At 70.2% G+C, this 22,559-nt stretch carries 16 protein-coding genes and 2 pseudogenes; 7 read left to right on the top strand and 11 right to left on the bottom strand.

Annotated elements, in window-relative coordinates; genetic code table 11:
• Nucleotides 1–43 precede the first annotated feature (43 nt).
• The 5 genes and pseudogenes from G6048_RS14260 to G6048_RS14240 form a co-directional block, all read right to left on the bottom strand.
• Nucleotides 44–2,086 (bottom strand): annotated as a pseudogene (locus tag G6048_RS14260) (glycoside hydrolase family 3 protein); the annotation flags it as partial.
• 290 nt (nucleotides 2,087–2,376) lie between these two features.
• Nucleotides 2,377–4,002, bottom strand: coding sequence for a citramalate synthase (gene cimA, locus G6048_RS14255; protein ID WP_165339891.1), 1,626 nt, complete (start codon nucleotides 4,000–4,002; stop codon nucleotides 2,377–2,379).
• Between the two features lie 301 nt (nucleotides 4,003–4,303).
• Nucleotides 4,304–5,575: a TolB family protein gene (locus G6048_RS14250; RefSeq protein ID WP_165339890.1), complete on the bottom strand. Its 1,272-nt coding sequence runs from the start codon at nucleotides 5,573–5,575 to the stop codon at nucleotides 4,304–4,306.
• A 232-nt stretch (nucleotides 5,576–5,807) separates the two neighbouring features.
• Nucleotides 5,808–6,896 (bottom strand): branched-chain amino acid aminotransferase, encoded by a 1,089-nt coding sequence (locus G6048_RS14245; protein ID WP_165339889.1) that lies wholly within the window; start codon nucleotides 6,894–6,896, stop codon nucleotides 5,808–5,810.
• 241 nt (nucleotides 6,897–7,137) lie between these two features.
• Entirely contained in the window at nucleotides 7,138–8,178 is a 1,041-nt protein-coding gene (locus G6048_RS14240; protein WP_165339888.1) for a 3-isopropylmalate dehydrogenase, read from the bottom strand.
• Between the two features lie 187 nt (nucleotides 8,179–8,365).
• Here G6048_RS14240 and G6048_RS14235 point away from each other — a divergent pair, with 187 nt between their 5' ends.
• Nucleotides 8,366–9,967 carry a purple acid phosphatase family protein gene (locus G6048_RS14235; protein WP_165339887.1) on the top strand — a complete coding sequence of 534 codons (1,602 nt, stop codon included), beginning with the start codon at nucleotides 8,366–8,368 and terminating at the stop codon, nucleotides 9,965–9,967.
• 75 nt (nucleotides 9,968–10,042) lie between these two features.
• Here G6048_RS14235 and G6048_RS50925 read toward each other — a convergent pair whose 3' ends face one another.
• The gene (locus G6048_RS50925) at nucleotides 10,043–10,171 is read right to left on the bottom strand and encodes a hypothetical protein (protein ID WP_268978767.1); all 129 of its coding nucleotides are present in this window, start codon (nucleotides 10,169–10,171) and stop codon (nucleotides 10,043–10,045) included.
• 256 nt (nucleotides 10,172–10,427) lie between these two features.
• Nucleotides 10,428–10,550 (bottom strand): annotated as a pseudogene (locus G6048_RS14230) (GNAT family N-acetyltransferase); the annotation flags it as partial.
• Nucleotides 10,551–10,636: 86 nt separating this feature from the next.
• On the opposite strand from G6048_RS14230, the gene G6048_RS14225 reads away from it, so the two are divergent.
• The gene (locus G6048_RS14225; protein WP_165339886.1) at nucleotides 10,637–10,885 is read left to right on the top strand and encodes a type II toxin-antitoxin system Phd/YefM family antitoxin; all 249 of its coding nucleotides are present in this window, start codon (nucleotides 10,637–10,639) and stop codon (nucleotides 10,883–10,885) included.
• Nucleotides 10,886–11,068: 183 nt separating this feature from the next.
• Nucleotides 11,069–12,985, top strand: coding sequence for a glycoside hydrolase family 97 catalytic domain-containing protein (locus G6048_RS14220; RefSeq protein WP_165339885.1), 1,917 nt, complete (start codon nucleotides 11,069–11,071; stop codon nucleotides 12,983–12,985).
• Between the two features lie 80 nt (nucleotides 12,986–13,065).
• On the opposite strand, the gene pruA is transcribed toward G6048_RS14220, so the two are convergent.
• Complete coding sequence (gene pruA, locus G6048_RS14215) at nucleotides 13,066–14,697, bottom strand: L-glutamate gamma-semialdehyde dehydrogenase (RefSeq protein WP_165339884.1); 1,632 nt, start codon at nucleotides 14,695–14,697, stop codon at nucleotides 13,066–13,068.
• 31 nt (nucleotides 14,698–14,728) lie between these two features.
• The gene (locus G6048_RS14210) at nucleotides 14,729–15,655 is read right to left on the bottom strand and encodes a proline dehydrogenase family protein (RefSeq protein ID WP_165339883.1); all 927 of its coding nucleotides are present in this window, start codon (nucleotides 15,653–15,655) and stop codon (nucleotides 14,729–14,731) included.
• Between the two features lie 179 nt (nucleotides 15,656–15,834).
• Between G6048_RS14210 and G6048_RS14205 the strand changes: the two genes are divergently transcribed.
• Nucleotides 15,835–17,217 (top strand): PucR family transcriptional regulator, encoded by a 1,383-nt coding sequence (locus tag G6048_RS14205; protein WP_165339882.1) that lies wholly within the window; start codon nucleotides 15,835–15,837, stop codon nucleotides 17,215–17,217.
• 18 nt (nucleotides 17,218–17,235) lie between these two features.
• Here the strand turns inward: G6048_RS14205 and G6048_RS14200 are convergent, their stop codons facing one another.
• A complete protein-coding gene (locus tag G6048_RS14200; protein WP_235989791.1) occupies nucleotides 17,236–17,736 on the bottom strand; it encodes an SRPBCC family protein in 501 nt (166 codons plus the stop codon).
• Complete coding sequence (locus tag G6048_RS14195; protein ID WP_165339881.1) at nucleotides 17,733–18,116, bottom strand: metalloregulator ArsR/SmtB family transcription factor; 384 nt, start codon at nucleotides 18,114–18,116, stop codon at nucleotides 17,733–17,735. The genes G6048_RS14200 and G6048_RS14195 overlap by 4 nt, the downstream gene beginning before the upstream one ends.
• A 188-nt stretch (nucleotides 18,117–18,304) precedes the next feature.
• On the opposite strand from G6048_RS14195, the gene G6048_RS14190 reads away from it, so the two are divergent.
• From G6048_RS14190 to G6048_RS14180, 3 genes are all read left to right on the top strand, one after another.
• Complete coding sequence (locus G6048_RS14190) at nucleotides 18,305–19,795, top strand: ABC transporter substrate-binding protein (protein WP_165339880.1); 1,491 nt, start codon at nucleotides 18,305–18,307, stop codon at nucleotides 19,793–19,795.
• Nucleotides 19,792–21,660, top strand: coding sequence for an ABC transporter permease subunit (locus tag G6048_RS14185; RefSeq protein ID WP_328825925.1), 1,869 nt, complete (start codon nucleotides 19,792–19,794; stop codon nucleotides 21,658–21,660). The genes G6048_RS14190 and G6048_RS14185 overlap by 4 nt, the downstream gene beginning before the upstream one ends.
• On the top strand, nucleotides 21,657–22,559 hold a 903-nt coding region (locus tag G6048_RS14180; RefSeq protein WP_165339879.1), incomplete at its 3' end, for an ABC transporter ATP-binding protein. The genes G6048_RS14185 and G6048_RS14180, both read left to right, overlap by 4 nt.

Genomic DNA, 22,559 nt, shown 5'->3' with positions numbered 1-22,559 from the left:
GCCGGGCGCACGCACCGTCCCCCTGTGTCACGCCGCCGCGCCGTCACGCGGCCCGGTACGCCGCCGTCAGCTTCGCCACCGCCTGCCCGTACCGCCCGGTCAGCAGCAGCCGGTCGGCCTCAGCGAACGGCTTCGCGACCGTCTGCGTGATCCCGGAGCCGATCTTCTGCTGCACGAGCAGCCGCGCCTTGGTGACGATCGCGCGGCCCGCCTTCTCGGACCCGGTCCGCTCGGCCACGGCCGCCGCGACGGCGAGGCCCTTCAGGGTCGCGGCACCGCCGCCGGGCGCCTTCTTCAGCGTCGTCAGGCCCCATCCGTACGGGAACTGCGGGTCGTACGCCGCGTCCCCGACGTTGATCGGCAGCTGTGCCTCCGACTTCGGCCAGGTGACGGGCAGCTGCCCGGTGAAGTCCCGCTTCCCGTAGAGCACGTCGACGACGCCGTCGCCCTCCGTGCCCGGCAGCCAGGACGCGACCAGCGCGTCGATGTCGCCGAGCCGGTCGCCGATGAGCTGCGTACGGCCGGAGACGATCAGAACCGCGCACTTCATGGCGCCGCACACCTTGTCCACGGCGGCCTGGTCGGCGGCGCTGAGCACCATGTCGTGGCCGTTGCCGACATCGCCCATGCCCTCGGCGTACGGGGTCTCGCCGACGACGACCACTCCGACGTCATGGCCGGAGGTGGGGGCGGCGGCCTCCTTGGAGTACGTGATCGTGGAGCCCGGAGCGGCCTTCCGCATGCCCTCCAGGATCGTCGTCCCCTGCGTGATGTCACCGGACGAGCCCTGCCAGCTGATGGTCCAGCCGCCGGACTGGTCGCCGATGTCGTCGGCGTTGGACCCGGCGACGTACACCTTCTGCGACTTCTTCAGCGGCAGCACGCCACCCGCGTTCTTCAGCAGCACCTGCGACTTGGCCGCCGCCTCACGCGCCACGGCCCGGTGTCCGGGCGAGCCGATCTTCGATGCCCCGCTGGTGTCGGCGTACGGATTCTCGAAGAGCCCGAGCTTGAACTTCTGCGTCAGGATGCGCGAGACGGCGTCGTCGATCCGCTTCTCGCTGACGCGGCCCGCCTTCGCCTCGTCCAGCAGCGTCTGGTGGAAGTCCTTGTAGGCGTTCGGGACCATGATCATGTCGAGGCCCGCATTGACGGACGTGCGGACGTCGCTCGCGTAGTCCCCGGGGAGCTGGTTGATCGCCTCCCAGTCGCTGATCACGAAGCCGTCGAAGCCCATACGGTCCTTGAGGACGCCGTTGATCATGTCCGCGCGGGCGTGCATCTTCACCGCGCCCTTGCCGTCGCCGACGATGTCGAGCGAGGAGAACGACGGCATGACCGTGCCGACACCGCGGTCCACGGCATCCTGGTACGGGGACAGGTGGACGGCCTCCAGTTCCTTCCTGGTGACCTTGGTGACGCCCTGGTCGATGGTGTACGTGCCGGTCGTGGACGAGCCGTATTCCGTGCCGCCGTCTCCGACGAAGTGCTTGGCGCTGGCGAGGACCTTGTCGTTCCGCTTCAGGTCCTTGCCGCTGGGCGCTCCTTGGAGGCCCTGGATGACCGTCGCCATGGACTCGACCAGGCCCGGGTCCTCGCCGAAGGACTCGTACGCCCTGCCCCAACGGTCGTCGCGGGTCACGCACAGACACGGCGCGAAGTCCCACGGGATGCCGGTGGCGCGTGTCTCGGCCGCGGTCACCTTGGCCGCCTCATACGCGAGTTGGGGTTCCCGCGACGAGCCGAGGCCAATGTTGTGCGGCATGATCGTGGCGCCGGCGAGGTTGTTGTGGCCGTGTACGGCGTCGACGCCGTAGATCAGCGGGATCCCCAGTCTGGTGGACAGGGCGGTGCGCTGGAAAGAGTTGATCATCTCGGCCCAGGCCTCGGGGGTGTTCGGCGTGGGCGTGGAGCCGCCGCCCGAGAGGATCGAGCCGAGGCCGTACGTGGCGATGTCGCTCTGGTCGGTGACGGCGCCGCGTTCGGCCTGGGTCATCTGGCCGACCTTCTCCTCCAGGGTCATCCGGGGGAGGAGGTCCGCGACGCGCTTCTCGATCGGCAGCTTGGCGTTGAGATAGGGGGCGTCTTTGCTGACCCGCGGCGGCGCCTCGTCGTCGGCGGCCGCCGACGAGGCTAACGGCAGCAGGCCCGCGAGGAGCGAGGCGGAGACGAGCAGGGCGGCTCTGCGCATGACTTTCCCTTCGGCCGGGCATCGGGACGCGGGGTGGTCAACTCTCGTACTGGCTTAGTCATTTGGGCAGCAGAACGAGAGTCAAGTGGTGTCCCAGAAACCCGTCAAGAGGTCATGCGGAACCGCTCCCACGCAGGCTCCTCCCACCCACGCTCACGCCCGAGCCCGTTCCGCCTCCTCGCGCGTCACTGCGCGGGCTCGACCCCCGCCCGCAGCAGCCCGTACGTGTACGCGTCCTCCAGGGCCTGCCACGACGCGGCGATCACGTTGTCCGCCACGCCCACCGTCGACCACTCCCCCGCGCCGTCCGACGTGGAGATGAGGACCCGCGTCGTGGAGGACGTGCCGTGCTTGCCCTCCAGGATGCGGACCTTGTAGTCGACCAGGTCCAGCTTGGCCAGCTGGGGGTAGATCTTCTCCAGGGCCACGCGCAGGGTCTTGTCCAGCGCGTTCACCGGACCGTTCCCCTCCGCCGTGGCGACGATGCGCTCGCCCTTGGCGAAGAGCTTGACCGTGGCCTCGTTGGCGTGGCTGCCGTCGGGGCGGTCCTCGACGATGGCCCGCCAGGACTCCACCTCGAAGTACTTACGGACCTTGCCCTCCACCTCCGCCCGCAGCAGCAGCTCGAAGGAGGCGTCGGCGGCCTCGTACGTGTAGCCCTGGAGTTCGCGCTCCTTGACCCGCTCCACGACCCGGCCCACCAGCTCACGGTCGTCGCCCAGGTCGATGCCCAGTTCCTTGCCCTTGAGCTCGATCGACGCCCGGCCCGCCATGTCGGAGACCAGCATCCGCATGGTGTTGCCGACCTGCTCGGGGTCGATGTGCTGGTACAGATCCGGGTCGACCTTGATCGCCGAGGCGTGCAGTCCCGCCTTGTGCGCGAAGGCCGAGACCCCTACGTACGGCTCATGCGTGGACGGCGTGAGGTTCACGACCTCGGCGATGGCGTGCGAGATGCGCGTCATCTCGGACAGCGCGCCCTCGGGGAGGACCTTTTTGCCGTACTTCAGCTCCAGCGCGGCCACGACCGGGAACAGGTTGGAGTTGCCGACGCGCTCCCCGTACCCGTTCGCCGTGCACTGGACGTGTGTCGCGCCCGCGTCCACCGCGGCCAGGGTGTTGGCGACCGCGCACCCCGTGTCGTCCTGGGCGTGGATGCCGAGCCGGGCGCCCGTGTCGGCCAGGACCGTGGCGACCACGGCCTGGACCTGGGCCGGCAGCATGCCGCCGTTGGTGTCGCAGAGCACGACCACGTCGGCGCCCGCTTCCGAGGCCGCCCGTACGACCGCCTTCGCGTACGCGGGGTTCGCGCGGTAGCCGTCGAAGAAGTGCTCGCAGTCGACGAACACCCGGCGGCCCTGGGAGCGGAGGTACGCCACCGTGTCGCGGACCATCTCCAGGTTCTCGTCGAGCGTCGTGCGCAGGGCCAGCTCGACATGCCGGTCATGGGACTTGGCGACCAGGCAGATGACCGGAGCGCCGGACTCGAGAAGCGCGTTGACCTGGGCGTCCTCGGCGGCCTTGCCGCCCGCGCGGCGGGTGGCGCCGAACGCCACGAGCTGGGCGTGCTTGAAGTTGATCTCCTGCCGGGCGCGGGCGAAGAACTCGGTGTCGCGCGGGTTGGCGCCCGGCCAGCCGCCCTCGATGAAGCCCACCCCGAAGTCGTCCAGGTGCCGTGCGATGGCCAGCTTGTCCGCGACGGTGAGGTTGATGCCCTCGCGCTGCGCACCGTCGCGCAGCGTCGTGTCGAAGACGTGGAAGTCGTCGTCGACGTGGGAGGGGCCCTGATTCTCGTCGGTTGCGTCTGTCATCACTGCTGGCTCCTGTGTGGGATGCGGTCTACCGGAATGACCGGCTCCACCGTCCTCATCATCCCTCGCGCTCCGACCCCGGCTGCGGTTGGGCCGGGAAACAGAAAAACCCCTCGCGGGTGCGAGAGGTCTGCGCGCGGGTCGAGGACGACGGTGTCCGCCCGTACCTGGTCGTACGAGGCGGTCACTGCGGACCGGCGCGCCTGCTGCCAATAATCGTGGCGAACGAGAGCACGGGGGCAGTCTGGCACAGACCGCCCCCGTGCTCACCGGGTGTCTCAGTATGCGAACGTCACGTCACTCAGCGCAGGCGGCGGACGAAGCCGTCGGTCGCCCCGTTCGTGTCGCCCGGGACCAGCTCGGCCGAGGTCGAGACCAGGGCCAGAAGCTTGCCGTTCCCGCTGAACGCGTAGGGAGCGCCGTAGTCCTCCGTCACCTTCCCGCCCGAGAGGCTCTCGGTGGCGAGCTGGGTGGTCCCGGTGCGCAGATCGCGCACGAAGACGTTGTCGCCGTACTCGCCGTCCGAAACCGGCACCGAGTAGTCGTACGCCACGTACCGGCCGTCGGGGCTGAGGGAGACGGAGCTCAGGGCGCGCTCACCCTGCTCGGGGTGGTTGACCCGGCGGGTGGTGTCCGTCCTCAGGTCGCGCACGAAGACGTACGAGGTGGCCGGGGTGGTGTCGTCGGTCAGGCCCTCGTCGAGGCTGCTGAAGGCGATGGTGCGGCCGTCGTACGAGAGGTCCGTGCCGGTGACGGGATTGGACGAGGGATCGCCGGACGGGTTGACGTTGGCCTGCTCCTCCGTACCCGTGACGCGATCGTGGACCCGCAGTTCGCTGCGGCCCCCGCGCGGGTGGCGGATGTCGTACGCCACATAGCGGCCGCTGCCGCTGAGGCGGACGGAATAGACCGTCCACTCCGGGTTGTCGTGCGTACTGATCCGCTTGACCTCGCCCGTGCGGCGGTCGGCGACGTAGGCACCGAGGTGGTAACTCGTCTGACCGGCCTCCATCCGGGCGCGCGGAGCGTTGAAGGCGACGTACCGGCCGTCGTGCGAGATGCCGAAGCCGCCGTACGCGTTGGCGCTCCCGCCGTCGGGAGTGGTGCTCACCCGCTCCGTGCGGCCGGTACGGCGGTCATGGACGTACACGTCGGTCCCCCGGGCCTCGGACGGGCCGGGCCAGTCGACGAGGTTCGTCGACGAGGAGGCGAAGATGACGTACCGGCCGTTGCCGCTGATGTCCGTCCCTCCCACGTCGCCGTCGCCCTGGGTGCCGTCCGAGGCGACACTGACCCGCTCGACCGTCCCCGTCCGCAGGTCGCGCAGGAAACTGTCCGACGTGCCGTTCGTGTCGCCGGGCACCAGATTCGAACCCTCCGACGAGAACGCGGCGTAGCGGCCGTCGGCGCTCAGGCCCGGCGCCCCAGAGCCGCCGTTCGACTGCTCACCGGTGGCCGACACCGTGACCCGCTCCGTGGCGGGTGCGGGCGCGGACGACGCCGTAGTGGCGCTTAAAGCGATGGTGCTCAGTGCGATCGCCGCAACGGACACGGCACGCATGGCTCTGCTCATGAACTCCCCCGGTTTTCCCCGTTGGTCACTGTTTCCCCCGGCCCAGTGCCGGGGCCCACAGGGATACAAACGCATCAGCGGTACGGGGTCAATCAGACTGTTTGCGTACAACCTGGACGGGGCGTCAGGCGTCCGTGCGCGTCAGGTGTACGGAGTTGAGGGGGTATGAACGACCGGTCCCCGCCCTCCAGTTGAGGAGAGCGGGGACCAGCAAGGCTTCTCATGCAGACGGTCAGCCGAGGTTGTGCATCCAGCCGTGCTTGTCCTCGCTCACCCCGCGCTGGATGTCGAGCAGCGCCTCACGCAGCTTCAGCGTGACCTCGCCGGGCTGTCCGCCGCTCTGCTGCCACTCGCCCGCGTGGCACTTGACCGTGCCGACGGGCGTGATGACGGCGGCGGTGCCGCAGGCGAAGACCTCGGTGAGGCTGCCGTTCGCGGTGTCGTCGCGCCACTGGTCGATGGAGACGCGGGCCTCTTCGGACTGGTAACCGAGGTCGGCGGCGACCGAGAGCAGCGAGTCGCGGGTGACGCCCTCCAGGATGGAGCCGGTCAGCGTCGGGGTGACGATCTTGTCTCCGTACACGAAGTACAGGTTCATGCCGCCCAGTTCCTCGACCCACTTGTGCTCGACGGCGTCGAGGTAGCAGACCTGGTCGCAGCCCTTCGCGGCGGCCTCGGCCTGGGCGAGCAGGGACGCGGCGTAGTTGCCGCCGGTCTTGGCGTCACCCATGCCGCCGGGGACGGCGCGCACGCGGTCGTCGGAGGCCCAGATCGAGACGGGCTTCACGCCGCCCGGGAAGTAGGCGCCGGCCGGGGAGGCGATGACCATGAACAGGTACTCGTTCGCGGGCCTCACGCCCAGGCCGACCTCGGTGGCGATCATGAAGGGGCGCAGGTAGAGCGATTCCTCGCCGCCGTGTGCCGGCACCCATGCCTTGTCCTGCTGGACGAGCAGGTCGCAGGCCTCGATGAACGTCTCGACGGGCAGGTCGGGCATGGCGAGTCGGCGGGCGGACCGCTGGAAGCGCTCGGCGTTCTTCTCGGGACGGAAGGTGGCGACCGAACCGTCCGGCTGCCGGTAGGCCTTCAGCCCCTCGAAGATCTCCTGCGCGTAGTGCAGGACGTTGGTCGCGGGGTCGAGGGAGAGCGGCCCGTACGGCGTGAGCTGCCCGTCGTGCCAGCCGCGGCCCTCGGTCCACTTGACCGTCACCATGTGGTCGGTGAAGTGGCGGCCGAACCCGGGGTTGGCGAGGATCGCCTCCCGCTCCGCGTCGGAGAGCGGGTGCGCGGAGGGCTTGAGCTCGATCGTGGGCGTCGTCATGAGTGGTTGTCCTTCACCGGTTGTTTGTGACGGGCCGCGCTCACGCCCCACCGGCCGCAGGCCAGTGTTAGGACGTCCGAGCATTCCCTCAATCCGCGGCTCTACGTTCGATTATCGCGTGAGCGGAGCCGTGCAGGATATGGGTGTGAATGCGGCCCAGGGATGATGGTGACACCCGGCGGGGCATAGGAAAAGCCGCCGGGTGCGGAAGCGACCCGGCGGCTCGAGGAGATCCGGCGGGTCAGCCGGATACTCGGGCGGCGAGCGCGTCGCCGATTTCGTCGGTCGTACGGGTCGTGGTGCCGCGCTCCGCGAGGTCGGCGGAGACGGCGTCCTCGATGCGGGCGGCCTGGGTCTCGAAGCCGAGGTGACGCAGCAGGAGGGCGACGGACAGGATGGTGGCGGAGGGGTCGGCCTTGCCCTGGCCCGCGATGTCGGGCGCCGAGCCGTGCACCGGCTCGAACATCGACGGGAACTCGCCGGAGGGATTGATGTTCCCGCTCGCGGCGACGCCGATGCCGCCGGAAACGGCCGCGGCGAGGTCGGTGATGATGTCGCCGAAGAGGTTGTCGGTGACGATCACGTCGAAGCGCTCGGGCTGCGTGACGAGGTAGATCGTCGCCGCGTCCACGTGCATGTACTCGGTGGTGACGTCGGGGAACTCCTCGGCCACCTTGTTGAAGATGTTGGTCCACAGGTGACCCGCGAAGGCCAGCACGTTGTTCTTGTGGATCAGCGCCAGCTTCTTGCGCGGGCGGGCCTGAGCACGGGCGAAGGCGTCGCGGACGACGCGCTCGACACCGAAGGCCGTGTTGACGGAGACCTCGGTGGCGACCTCGTGCGGGGTGCCCTTGCGGATCGTGCCGCCGTTGCCGGTGTACGGACCCTCGGTGCCCTCGCGGACCACGATGAAGTCGATCTCGGGCTGGCCCGCGAGCGGGGTGGCGACGCCCGGCAGGAGCTTCGACGGACGCAGGTTGACGTGGTGGTCGAAGAGGAAGCGGAGCTTCAGCAGGAAGCCGCGCTCCAGGACGCCGGACGGCACGCTCGGGTCGCCGATCGCACCGAGCAGGATCGCGTCGTGCTTCTTGAGCGCGTCGACGTCCGCGTCGGTGAGGGTCTCTCCGGTGGCGTGGTAACGCTTGGCGCCGAAGTCGTACTCCTTGGTCTCCAGCTTCACATCCTGCGGAAGGACGGCGGAGAGCACCTTCAGGCCCTGGGCAACGACCTCTTGGCCGATGCCGTCACCGGGGATCACTGCGAGATTGAGGCTGCGAGACATGTCGGCACCCTACTCCCCCGTCCCACGGGATGACACGGTACGTCCGCGATACGGACACATGTACAGCCCATCCATAGCCCGCCTATAGCCCGTCCACGGCCCGTCGGGTGACGCCGCATCGGCCCGTCAGCCTCCGTTCACCCGGAAGTCAGGCCTGTGTTGGGGCTCGCTGGGAAGTTTTCCCACCATGACTGTTCCACCCGGCGGGTCACCGCCCGAGCACCCCGTCCCGAACGTCGGCATCCCCGAGCAGCTGGCCCGCCGTATGAGCATGGCCGAGCAGCATGAGTACCTGCGGGCGAGACTGTCACGGCGGGCCCTGGTGACCGCGGGCGCCTTCGCGGGCGCGGGACTCCTGTCCGGCTGTACGGGCGACGACTCGGCGAGCCCCGCGCGGACGACGTCCGCACCGGTGACGCATCCCGCCACCGGTCGCGTCCCCGGCTCCGCGGTCGCGCCCTTCGGCCGCCATCTCGCCTTCGGCGCCGACCCGAAGACGCAGATGCGGATCTCCTGGCAGGTGCCCTTCGCCGTCAAGAAGCCCTATGTACGGGTGGGTTCGAAGCCCTGGGACCTGAGCCGCAGGATCGACGCCGAGGTCCGGGACCTGCGCACCCCGTCCCTGTCGAAGAAGCTGCCCGCGGTCGAGCAATACTACCTGCACGCCGCCCTCGACGGCCTCAAGCCCGGCACGAGGTACTACTACGGCGTCGGCCACGAGGGCTTCGACCCGACGTCGGCCGAACGCCTGTCGACGATCGGCTCGTTCCGTACGGCGCCCGCGCGCCCCGAGCAGTTCGTGTTCACGGCCTTCGGCGACCAGGGCGTCAGCTACGACGCGCTCGCCAGCGACCAGGTGATCCTCGGCCAGAACCCGTCCTTCCACCTCCACGCGGGCGACATCTGCTACGCGGACACGACGGGCCACGGCAAGGACTCGGACACGTACGACGCCCGCGTCTGGGACCAGTTCCTCGCGCAGACCGAGTCGGTCGCGAAGTCCGTGCCCTGGATGGTGACGACCGGCAACCACGACATGGAGGCCTGGTACTCCCCCGACGGCTACGGCGGCCAGGCGGCCCGCTGGTCACTCCCGGACAACGGCTTCGATCCGAAGAGGTCGCCGGGCGTCTATTCGTTCACGTACGGCAACGTCGGCATCGTGGCGCTGGACGCGAACGACGTCTCGTACGAGATTCCCGCCAACCTCGGCTACTCGGACGGGAAGCAGAGCGAGTGGCTGGACAAGCGGCTCGGGGAGCTGCGCAAGTCCGTTGATTTCATTGTGGTGTTCTTCCACCACTGCATGTACTCGACGGCGACGCACGCCTCGGACGGCGGCCTGCGCGACGCCTGGCTGCCGCTGTTCACCAAACACCAGGTGGACCTGGTCATCAATGGGCACAACCACGTCTACGAACGGACCGACGCGATCAAGGGCGGCGAGGTCGGCAAGCGCGTGCCCGTGGGCGCCTCGACCGATCCGACGCGTGACGGGACCGTGTACGTCACCGCGGGCGGCGCCGGCAAGGACCTGTACGGCTTCCCGGACGGGGTGAAGGACAGCTACGAGCGAAAGGTGAACGACCGGGAGTCGGTCGACAGCTTCCACTGGACCAAGGGGAAGTCGGAGCGCCCCGAGACCGTGGAGTGGTCCCGGGTCCGCTACACCGGCTTCTCGTTCCTCGCGATCGAGGCGGAGACCGGCTCGGCCGCGAAGCTCAAGGTGTCGGCGCTCGCACAGAACGGCGGGCGCGTCGACTACTTCGAGGTGCGGCGCGGCAGTTGAGGCCCGCGCCGCACCACTTACGGGTTGCGGCTCCCGGAAGCTGAGGGCTCAGCGGCCCATCGAAGACACGAGGGCTCAGTGGCCCGTCGCGCCGCCGTTGTCCCTGCGGTCGAGGGCGCGCTGGAGTGCGGCGGCGGCGTTCTTACGGTCGGACTCGCTCGTACGGGAAACGTGACGGACTCGGCGGGCGGTCGTCTCGGCCATGGAAATCGACTCCTTATGGCGGCACGGAGTGCGGAAGGGGTTACGAGACGCCGGGTGGGGCGGGGAGCGGTGCCGCAGGGATTGCCTGCCTAGGGCTCCGGCTCACGACCGCCATTCGCTTGATCGAGCGAGACGTTCGGCTTCTACAAAGTTAAGCGAGGACGGAGCGTCTGTCTCCACAATTACTTGGGCTTCCTACTATCTGAGACGGCGGATTGGATCACACCCCGCTGACCTGCGACGACGACCGATCCGCTCAGAGCACGTCGCCGTCGCGCCAGTCGAAGACGAGTTCGTACGCGGGGTCGAGCGCACCGGCGGGGGCAGGGCGGAGGAAGAGCCAGACCTCTTCGCCCGGGAGGCGCACGATTCCGTCCGGGCTGTCCGGGCGGAAGGCGTGGATCGTCCCGAGATCGGCCGCGTGAGCAGTACGCAGTCGGGCGGTCATCGCGTCACTCTGATTCCATGAAGACGATGACGGCAACCGATGCCTCCCGGAACTTCACTTCCGTACTCGACCGTGCGGAGCACGGCGAGACCATCGTGATCACAAGAGGCGGCCGCAGGCTCGCCATTCTGGCACCCGCACCCGCACCCGTCGGCAACGGCGCAGCACTGAGGGAGTTCCTCGCCGCGCACCGCGTGGACGACGACTACGCCGAGGATGTGCTGTCCGGACGCGGGGGCACGACGGATGAACTGGGCACGGCGTGACCCGACTCCGCGGCCTTCGACGACTTGCCGGGGGTCCACGCATCAACCCGTTAAGGGAGCCGGTTCACTCGCACTGAACCCCCATCAGCAATCCGATGTCTGATGCTGTCAGACTCCTTGACACCCTCCCCGAGCCCCTTCACGCTCACAGTCATCCGATGTCTGTGACAGGAGGGGTTCCACATGGCGGTCCAAGTCCGGGCCCGCACCATCGTGTTGACGCTCTGCTCCGCACTGCTCGCCACGGCCACGGCGGCGCTTCCCGCTCGCGCCGAGGCGCCCGAAGACTCCGCGGCCCCCGCGTCATGGGAGGTCCGCGGCCCGCACGGCTCCCCCACCGCCGTGGTGGCTCTCGACGACGGCCGGCCGACGCTCACCGTGAGACGCGCCGGCCGTACGGTCCTCGAGCCGTCCCCGCTCGGCCTCGTCACCGAACAGGCGGACTTCTCCAAGGACTTGACCTTCGCCGGCCGCAGCGACCGCACGGTCAACGAGCGCTACACCATCCCGACCGGCAAGTCCCACCAGCGCGTTGCCCGGATGACCGAGTCCCGCTTCCGGTTCCGTACGGCCGACGGTGCCCGCATCGACCTGCTGACGCGGGTCGCCCGGGACGGCGTCGCCTACCGCTACGTTCTGCCGGGCGAGCACGGCGACGTCGTACGCGAGGCCTCCGCCTTCACCTTCTCCGCCAACGCCGAAGCCGTCATCAACCGCTACCGCGCGGACAACGAACTCCCCTTCGTCCGCTACGAGTCGGCAGCCGCCGCACCTGAAGGCACGTACTCCATGCAGGGCCTCTTCAAGACGGACGGCGGCTACGCCCTGATCGCGGAGTCCGACCTGACCGGCGACTACGCGGGCGCCCAGCTCACCCACTCGGCCAACTCGCCGACGTACGGCGTGAGTCTGTGGAACAACGAGCCGGTCCAGACGGACGGCCCGCTCACCACGCCCTGGCGTGCGGTCGTCACCGGCGACCTGGCGACCGTCACGGAGTCGACGTTCACGGACGACCTCGCGCCCAAGCCCCGTATCCGCGACACCTCTTGGATCAAGCCCGGCCCGGCGCTGTGGACCTGGCTCGCGGGCGGCAAGGAGGCGGGGCAGAGCCTGGAGGCCCAGAAGAAGTACGTCGACTACGCGGCCGAGCGCGGCTGGCCGTACGAAGTCGTCGACGCGGGCTGGTACTACAAGCCCGGCGAGTGGGATGTCATCGACCCCGACTGGCAGACGAACAACTGGATGCCCGAGCTCGTGCGCTACGGCAAGGAACGCGGCGTCGAGATCCAGGTCTGGCTCCACTACACCCTGCTCACCGACCCCGCCGAGCGCGAGAAGTGGCTCTCCACACTGGAGAAGTGGGGCGTCAAGGGCGTGAAGATCGACTTCATGGACTCGGAGTCGCAGGAGCGGATGCGCTGGTACGACGACGCGCTGGAGGACACCGCCAAGCACCACCTCATGGTCAACTTCCATGGCTCCACGATCCCCAAGGGCATGCAGCGCACCTGGCCGCACGTCATGACCCTGGAGGGCGTCGGCGGCGAGGAGAAGCGCAACAACACGGCGGCGCAGCTGGCCGCGCTGCCCTTCACCCGCAACGTCATCGGCTCCATGGACTTCACTCCGGGCGCCTTCCACCGCCCGTACCGTCCCAACGTCAATTCGGACGCGGGTGAGCTGGGCCTGAGCGTGCTCTACGAGTCCGGCATCCAGAACCTCGCCGGCACCCCGGAGTCGTACGACGCCCGCCCCGAGGCCCGCCGCTACCTGGAGCAGCTTCCCACCGGCTGGGAGGACACCCGCCTGCTCACCGGCGACCCGGCCCGTTCCGCGGTGCTCGCACGGAAAGCGCCGGACGGCCGCTGGTTCATCGGCGGTACGTTCGCGGGCGCGGCCCAGAACGTGGACGTACCTCTGCGTCTCGGCGCGGGCAAGTGGCTCGTGGAGACCGTGACCGACGGCCCGTCGGGCCTGGTCCGGGAGCCGCGCGTCGTCCGTGGCGGCGACACGATCACCGTCCCGGTCGTGGCGGACGGCGGTTTCGCGGCCCTCGCCTGCCGCTGGTCACCGGGCCGCACGACCTGCGACCGCTAAACCCAATCGCCCGATCACCGATACGACACCGCCCCCGCTCCGAAGTCCCGGAGCGGGGGCGGCTGTTGGGCCGTGAGGGTTCAGCCCATGTGCGGGTACGTGTAGTCCGTCGGCGGGACCAGGGTCTCCTTGACGGCCCTGGTGAGGGTCCAGCGCTGGAGGTTCTGGGGGGCGCCGGCCTTGTCGCAGGTGCCGGAGTTGCGGCCGCCGCCGAAGGGCTGCTGGCCGACGACGGCGCCGGTGGACTTGTCGTTGATGTAGAAGTTGCCGGCCGCGTAGCGGAGCTTCTCCGCCGTGTACGCCGCCGCCGCGCGGTCGTTCGAGATGACGGCGCCCGTGAGCGCGTAGTCGGACACCGACTCCATCTGGGTCAGCATGTCCTCGTACTTCTCGTCGTCGTAGACGTGCACCGCGAGGAACGGGCCGAAGTACTCCGTCGTGAAGACCTCGTTGGCCGCATCCGAGCACTCGACGACGGTCGGGCGGACGAAGTAGCCCACCGAGTCGTCGTACGAACCGCCCGCGACGATCGTGCACTTCGGGTCCTCGGCGGCCCGGTCGATCGCCGCCTTGTTCTTCGCGAAGGCGCGCTCGTCGATGACGGCGCCGATGAAGTTCGAGAGGTCGGTGACGTCACCCATCTTGATGCCGTCGACCTCGGCCGCGAACTCCTCCTTGAAACCGGAGTTCCAGATCGACGCCGGGATGTACGCACGGGAGGTCGCCGAGCACTTCTGGCCCTGGTACTCGAAGGCGCCCCGGGTAAGCGCGGTCTTCAGCACGGCGCGGTCCGCGGAGGGGTGCGCGACGAGGAAGTCCTTGCCGCCCGTCTCGCCGACCAGACGCGGGTACGTGCGGTACTTGTCGACGTTGCCGCCGACCGTCTTCCACAGGTGACGGAACGTCTTCGTCGAGCCCGTGAAGTGGATGCCCGCGAGATCGCGGTGGTTCAGGGCGACCTCGGAGACGGCCAGACCGTCGCCCGTCACCAGGTTGATGACGCCCTTGGGCAGGCCCGCCTCCTCCAGCACCCGCATCAGCAGAACGGCCGCGTGGGTCTGCGTCGGGGACGGCTTCCACACGACGACGTTGCCCATGAGGGCGGGCGCGGTCGGCAGGTTGCCCGCGATCGCCGTGAAGTTGAACGGCGTGATCGCGTAGACGAAGCCCTCCAGCGGGCGGTGGTCGAGGCGGTTCCAGACGCCGGTCGCGTTGGCCACGGGCTGCTCGGCGAGCAGGTCACGGGCGTACTTGACGTTGAAGCGCCAGAAGTCGATCAGTTCGCAGGGGGTGTCGATCTCGGCCTGCTGCGCGGTCTTCGACTGGCCGAGCATCGTGGAGGCGGCCAGCGTCTCGCGCCAGGTCGTGGACAGCAGCTCGGCGGCGCGCAGGATGATCGCGGCGCGGTCGTCGAAGGACATCGCGCGCCAGGCGGGGGCGGCGGCCAGGGCCGCGTCGATCGCGTCCTGCGCGTCCTGCTGCGTCGCGTTGCGGAAGGTGCCGAGCACGGCCTTGTGGTTGTGCGGCTGCACGACCTGGAACGGCTCGCCGCCGCCCAGCCGCTTCTCGCCACCGATGGTGCAGGGCAGGTCGATCGGGCTCTCGGCCAGCTCCTTGAGCTTGGCCTCGAGCCGGGCACGCTCGGGAGAGCCGGGGGCGTAGCCGTGCACCGGCTCGTTGACGGGGGTGGGGACCTGGGTCACAGCGTCCATGTTTTCCGTACTCCTTAACTGAGCGGTGGGGTCAGCCCTTGGTGAGGATCGAGCGCGCGAAGAAGCGCAGGTTGGCAGGCTTCTCCGCAAGACGGCGCATGAAATAGCCGTACCAGTCCGTGCCGTATGCCGTGTAGACGCGTACGCGGTGGCCCTCGGCGGCGAGCCGGGTCTGCTCCTCGCCGCGGATGCCGTACAGCATCTGGAACTCGTAGTCTTCGAGTTTGCGTCCCACGCGCCGGGCCAGCTCCTGGGTGATGGCGATCAGGCGTGGGTCGTGGGACCCGATCATCGGGTAGCCCTCGCCCTCCATCAGGATCTTCAGGATGCGGACGTACGCCTTGTCGATCTCGGTCTTCTTCTGGAACGCGACCGACGCGGGCTCCTTGTACGCCCCTTTCACGATACGTACGCGGCTGCCGTTCGCGGCGAGACGGCGGGCGTCGGCTTCGGTGCGGTACAGGTAGGCCTGGATCACGCAGCCGGTCTGCGGGAAGTCCTTCCGCAGCTCCTCGTGGATGGCGAACATCGAGTCGAGGGTGGTGTGGTCCTCCGCGTCCAGCGTGACGGTGGTGCCGATGCGGGCGGCGGCCTCGACGACGGGACGGACGTTGGCGAGCGCCAGCTCATGGCCACCCGGAAGCGCCTGCCCGAAGAGGGACAGCTTGACCGACATCTCGGCCCGCTCGCCCAGGCCGAGTCCTTCGAGGTGGTCGATCAGCTTCAGGTACGCGTCGCGCGCCGCCGTGGACTGTCCGGGCGTGGTGATGTCCTCGCCGACCACGTCCAGGCTGACCTCAAGGCCACGGTCGGCGAGGTGCTTGACGACCGGTACCACGTCGTCGACCGCCTCACCGGCGATGAACCGCTCGACGACCGGCTTCGTCACCGGGGCCGCCGACACCAGTCGGCGCATCTTGTCGCTGCGCGAGGCGGCGAGAATCACGGGTCCCAACACGGGGCAACCTCCACAACAGCGACCAGCAGGGGGCCGTAACCGAACGTTCGCGGGTGAACGGTGCGGCGACGGCGCGGAGAACCACCGTGAAACTTAAGGATCCCTCCGATCGTGGGCCATCGACAGACGTCACGCATCCGTGCCCTGGATCTCAGACATCTGTATGAAGAGCGCGGGAAATGCGGGAGAATGCCCGAGTGAACGAGACGAAAGGCGAGTACCAGGAACTGGTCGACGAGATCTCGGAGCTCCTCGGCGCCCCCGCGACGCTGGAGAACCGGGACTTCGAGCTGATCGCCTTCGGCGCGTACGACAGCGACAGCGAGATCGACGAGTCCGCCCTCGATCCCGTGCGGACCCGCTCGATCCTCACCCGCCGCTCCACCACGGCGGTCCGCACCTGGTTCGAGAGCTTCGGCATCGCCCGTGCCACCGGCCCGGTCCGTATCCCCCCGACGCCCGAGGCCGGGGTGTACCGGGGGCGGATCTGCCTTCCGGTACGTCATCGGGGTCTCGTCCTCGGTTACGTGTGGCTGCTCGCCGACGAGCCGGGCCCCGGCGAGGAGCAGCTCGACGCGGCCATGGAGGTGACGGCCCGGATCGGCGACCTCCTCGCGGACGAGGCCCAGGCGGGCGCGGATCTGACCCGCGAACTGCGCGCGGTCCTGACCGCCGAGCGCGGATGGCCGCGGGACATGGCGGTGGCGGAACTCCGTACGGCACTCGGCGTGCGCGGCGAGGGACTGCACACGGTGGTCTGCGTGGCTCCCTGGCCGTCCGCCGACCCGGACGACGCGCCGTCGGTCCGTACGATCCCGGGGGCGACGGCCCTGTGCACGGTCCCGTGGGGCACCACCGGCCAGAGCCTGGCGCTGCTGGTGCGGCTGCGCTCGTCGACGGTGCTGACTCCGGCGACTTCGGCGGCTGCGCGGCTGCTGAGGGAGGCGGAGGGAATGCGAGGGGCCTCCGGCCCGGGAACGCGGGGTGCAGCCGGCCAGGCGACAGGAGCACTGGGAGCGACCGGCCAGGCGGCAGGAACGCGGGGAGCCTACGCCGACCCAGCGGCGGGAACACGAGGGAACTCCGGTCCGGCGGAGGGAACCCGCAGGGCCCCAGGCGGCCCGGCGGCCGGGACACGGGAGGCATCGGGCGGCCCTGCGGCCGGAATCGCAGCCCCCCGCGGCGGCCTGGCCGAGCTGGGCGCCGCCTGGCACGAGGCCGCGGCCGCCGCCGGTGCGGCGCTGGCCGAGCGCGGGCTCGGCCCGATTGCCGAGTGGGCTGCCATCGGCCCGTACCGCCTGCTGACGGCGCTGCCCGCGGAAGCGGCCCACGACCCCGTCGTACGCCCCCTGCTGGACCCGGCCCACCGCGAACTGGCCCGCACCGCCGAGGCGTTCCTCGACTGCGCGGGCCAGGCGGGCCGTACGGCGGCCCACCTGGGCATCCACCGCCAGACCCTCTACTACCGCCTCTCCCGCGTCGAACAGCTCACCGGCCTGGACCTGGACGACGGCGAGGACCGCCTCCTGCTGCACATGACGCTCAAGGCGCACCGCCTCTGAGCCCGACGGGCGGCGGCCTCAGGCCAAGGCCTCGAAGTAGGCCTTCTGGGCGGGGTAGTAGTCCTCGAAGTCGGGGCGGGGCCCGTCCGTGCGGGCGGCGGTGAGCATGTCCAGGTAGTACTCCCAGCCGGGGCCGGTCGAGCCGAGGTCCTCCGTGGAGGTGAGGTGGTGGACCAGGCGGAGCTCGGTGGTGCCGCCGGTCTCGGCCAGGAGCAGTTCAAGCGACCAGACGCCGGCCTCGTCCTCGGTGGTGACGGCGAGCCGGTGCGGCGGTTCGCAGGCCTCGATGCGCATCGGCATCCAGGGTGCCGACTCCTCGAAGGCCATCTGTGCCTCGATGGTGCGGCCCGGCCCCGCCTCGCCGCGCCACGGCCCGAACCATCGGGCCGTCCGCTCCGGCTCGGTGACACTCGCCCACACGTCGTCGACCGGGGCGCGATAGGTGCGGGTGAGGATCAGGTCGTATCCCGTCGGGGTGGTGACGAGCCGCCCGGTGGGTTCAGGGGTCATGCCAGTCATGCCGTGTCCTCCTTGGAGTGGTGCGCGGTGTCGGCGGGCGCCACCCGGCCGCGGTCCCGGCGCGTGCGGTGCACTTCGGTGTCGAGGGCCGCGAGGCGCGTGGCCCAGACCGGGTGCCGGTCGTCGAACTGGCCGAGCCACGCGGCCAGTCCGCCCAGCCGGGAGCGGACGAGCGAGTAACGCCGGTGCCGTCCGACCTGCTCGTCCCGCACCAGGCCGCTCTCCCGCAGCACCCGCAGATGACGGCTCACCGCGGGCCGGCTGATGGTGAACCGCGCGGCGATCTCGCCGGCCGTCAGCGGAGTGTGGCGCAGCATGACCAGGATCTCCCGGCGCACCGGATCGGCGACGGCGTCGGCCACTTCGGTCAGTTCGTCCACACCCAGAAGCGTAACTGACAGGTTACGCGTTGGGCCAGAGGACGACCAGGGGCCGGTCAGAGATCAACCACAGATCAGCCAGTGGTTGAGAATCGGACCTGGTTACTGAAAACGATTGTCATCATGCTACGGTCATGCATACGTCCCCTTGACCACCCCTTTTGACCACCCCTTTACCGGAGGGTCCCGTGCGTCTACCCGCCCGCCTTCTCCCCGTCTCCGCGGTCGCCGCCGCTTCCGCCCTGCTCACCGGCTGCTTCTCGGGAGCGGCTTCGGACAGCTCCACCGAGGGCGGGGAGAAGCGCGTACGCGTCGCGCACATGCTGCCGCCGCGCTCCGGGCTCTCACCGCTGTCCGACGACGCGTTCAAGCTGTCGCGCTGGTCGACCGCCGAGACGCTCATCAAGCTCGACGCGGAGGGCGACGCCCAGCCCGTGCTCTCCACCAAATGGCAGCAGAATGGCAAGACTTGGACCTTCGAGATACGTGACGGCGTGACCTTCCACGACGGTACGAAACTCACCGCCGAGGCCGTCGTACAGTCACTCACCGAGGCCGCCGGCGCCTCCCCCAAGCCCCGCATCCTCGACGGCGTGGACCTGACCGTGAAGGCCGAGGGCGAATCGGTCGCCGTCACCACCGCCACCGAGGACCCGCTCGTCCCGCAGCGGCTGAGCTCGCCGCAGCTGTCGATCCTGTCGGCGAAGGCGTACAAGGGGAAGACGGTCAACCCCGTCGGCGCGGGCACCGGTCCCTTCGAGCTGAAGAAGGTGAACGGCACGTCCTCCGCGTCCCTCGACCGCTACGACGACTACTGGGGCGGCAAGGCCAAGTCCCCCGGAATCGACGTGAAGTTCGTTCCGGACGGCACCGCCCGCGCCGCCGCCCTGCGCAGCGGAGAGGCTGACGTCGTCGAGGCGGTACCGGTCTCGCAGGCCTCGCTGCTCGAAGAGGACCAGATCACCGAGGTGCCGATGCCGCGCACCAACACGCTGTACCTGAACACGTCCGAAGGTCCCTTCAAGGACGCAGCGTTGAGGGCCGCCGCCCGCGAGGCCATCGACGCCGAGTCGATCGTCAAGGGTGTGTACGAGGACCGCGCCGATGTCGCGAAGGGCCTGCTCGGGCCCGCTCTCCCGTGGGCCGCCGACCTGCGTACGCCGGTCAAGCGCGCCAAGGCCGGTGACCCGGCCGGCAAGACCATCACCATCGGTACGTTCACCGACCGCGCCGAACTCCCCGAGGTGGCCCAGACGCTGCAACAGCAGCTCCAGAAGGCCGGGTTCAAGGTCAAGCTGGACGTCCGCGAGTACGCGAACATCGAATCCGACGCGCTGGCGGGCAAGTTCGACGCCTTCATCCTGTCCCGGGCGACCGTGCTCGACTCCGGCGACCCGGCCGCCTACCTGTACAGCGACTTCGGGTCCAAGGGTTCCTTCAACATCTCCCAGCTGTCGGAGAAGACGGTCGACGCGAGCCTGAACAAGGCCTCCGCGATGAAGTCCGGTGACCCGCGCCGCAAGGCCGTCATCGAGGCGGAGGCCGCGGTGCTCGCCACCGACGGCGCCATCCCGATGCTGCACGAGCGGGTCATCCAGGGCGACGCGGCGGGCGTCGTGGACGTCGCGCACGACCCGCGTGAGCGCGAGCTGATCACGAAGGACACGTACGTCAAGTGACACTCGTGGCACGCCTGTTGAAGGCGGCGGTGTGGACACCGGGCAGCCGGGCCGGAATCACCCGGCTCGGCTGCCTCGTGGCCGTCCTCGCCACCGTCGGACTGCTCCCCTGGCTCTCCGGCCGCGACCCCGCGCTCACCGTGCTGCGCGCCCGGTCCGCCGAGCAGGAGGCGACCCCGGAGGCGCTGGACGCGATCCGCGCGGACCTCGGCCTGGACGCGGGACCCCTTTCCCTGCTGGGCCATTGGGCCTCCGGACTGCTGCGCGGCGACCTCGGCACCTCGTGGGTGTCGGGCACCGACGTAATGCCGTCGGTCGTCGCCGGGCTCCAGGTGTCGCTGTCCCTGATGGGCGCGGCCCTCGTCCTCGCGCTGCTGGTCGCCTGCGCCCTGGTCGCGCCCGTGCTCATACGCGCCCGGGGGTCGGCAGGCGCGTTCGCCGCGATGATCGTCGCGCTGCCCGAGTTCCTGCTCGCCACGCTCGCGTTGCTGGTGGGCGGGGTGTGGCTGGGCTGGCTGCCGACCTCCGGCTGGGTCGGCCCGCAGTACATGGTGCTGCCCGCCCTCGCACTGGGCATCCCCGCGGGCGGCCTGCTCGGCCGCCTGGTCGCCGACGCGCTGCCCGCCGTGCTCGAGGAGCGGTGGGTCGAACTGTGGCGGGGCGCCGGAGTCCGTCAGGCACGCACCTCGGCCGCCGCGCTGCGTCGCGTACTGCCGCCACTGGTACCGCAGTTCGGCATGGTCGCCGTCGGTCTCACGGGCGGGGCGGTCGCCGTGGAGGTCGTGTTCGCGGTGCCGGGCATCGGGCGTACGGCACTGGGGGCGGCCAAGTCGCAGGACCTGCCGCTGCTCCAGGGCTCGGTCCTCGCACTGCTCACGCTGGGCCTGGTCGCGGGTGCGCTGGCGGCCCTCGTACGGCGCCGGCTGCTGGGCCCGGCGCTACGGGACGCGGGGCTGACGCTGCCCGCGGCCCGCCCGGTCCGCGCGCACCCGGCCATCCCGGTGGCACTCGGAGTCGTCCTGCTGACCTGCATCGGCTGGGGGCTGCTGCGCGACCCGTACGCCGTGGACACGACCGCCCGCCTCCAGGCCCCGTCCTGGGCGTACCCGCTCGGCACGGACGGGCTCGGCCGCGACGTGCTGGCCCGGCTCGGGCACGGGGCGGCGTCGACGGTCGGTACGGCCGCCGCGGTCTGCCTCGTCGGCCTGATCCTGGCGCTCGCCCTGGGCTTCGTGCCGTCCGTGGCGTCCGGCGCCGCGGACATCGCCAACGCGCTGCCGCCGGTCATCGCCGGCATCCTGGTCGCCGCGGTCTCGGGGCCCGGTACGGGAGGCGCGGCGTTCGCGGTGGCCGTGATCTCCTGGCCAGCGCTGTCGGCGCACGCGGCGGCACTGGTCCAGGAGGTACGCGCCTCGACATTCCTGCACGCCCAACGGGCCATCGGCGCCACCCCGTGGTGGATCCTCACGCGTCACGTCCTGCCCTCCGTGGCGGCCCCGGTCAGCCGCCACGCGCTGCTGCGCCTGCCGGGCATCGCCCTGGCGCTCGCCTCCCTCGGCTTCCTGGGCCTGGGCGCCCAGCCGCCCGCTCCCGAGTGGGGCCTGCTGCTGGACGAGTCCCGCGCATACGTGGAACGGGCCCCGTGGGCGGCGCTGGCTCCGGCGGTCGCGCTGGCGATGATGGCGGGGCTGGCGGTGTCGCTGGCGGCTTATGCGGAAGGGGGCGCGGCTCGGGCCGGTTCGGCTTCGGTTTCGGGGCGCGGCCGGTTCGCTGTCGCCCTGGCCTCGCTCCGTTCCTCCAAGGAGCCGCCCGTGGAGTCACCCAACGAGTCGTCCAAGGTGTCTCTCAAGGAGCCCGCCCGATGAGCACACTGAACACACCGAGCACTCCGAGCACTGAAGTCCTCCTCTCCGTACGGGACTTGCGCATCTCCTTCGGCGCTGTCGAAGCGGTACGGGGCCTCTCCCTCGACGTACACCAGGGGGAAGTCCTCGCCGTGGTGGGCGAGTCGGGCGCGGGCAAGTCGCTGACGGCGCGGGCGCTGCTGGGCATGCCGCCGCGCGGTGCGACGGTCACGGGGAGCGTACGCCTGGGCGCGGACGAACTCGTCGACGCGCCCCGCTCCGTACGCTCCGCCCTCTGGGGCCGCCGCGTCGCGCTCGTCCCCCAGGACGCGCTCTCGTCCCTCTCCCCCGTACACCAGGTGGCGGACCAACTCGCCGCCGCCGTACGGTCCGTGGACGGTGTCTCCCGCAAGGAGGCGCGGGCCCGTGCGGTGGCCGCGCTGGAAGAGGTCGGCATCGCACCGGACAAGGCGCGGGCGTACCCGCACGAGTTCTCCGGCGGCATGCGGCAGCGCGCGGTCATCGCCATGGCGATGCTCCACCAGCCGGACCTGGTCATCGCCGACGAACCGACGACGGCACAGGACCCGGAAACCCAGAAGCAGGTCCTGGACTTGCTGGCCCGCCGCACCGGTGACGCGGGCGCCGCCCTGGTCCTGGTGACGCACGACCTCGCGGCGGTACGGGACCACGCCGACCGGATGCTGGTGATGTACGCGGGGCGGTTGGTGGAGGCGGGGCCGGTGGAGGAGGTGTTCGCGGGGCCGAGGGCTCCTTATACGGCGGGGCTGCTGGCGTCGGTGCCGGTGGACGAGGAGGCGCCCTTTCAGGGGCGCGGGGCTGTGACAGATGCGGCTCCGCCGCGATGGGGGTCCCCCCGCGCGAGCTCGATTCGAGCGTGGGGGGACCCCCATCGCGGC

Origin of the sequence: Streptomyces ureilyticus (assembly GCF_011045025.1) — a bacterium.
GTDB classification, from domain to species: domain Bacteria; phylum Actinomycetota; class Actinomycetes; order Streptomycetales; family Streptomycetaceae; genus Streptomyces; species Streptomyces ureilyticus.
This window is presented reverse-complemented; position numbering and strand designations above follow the sequence as displayed.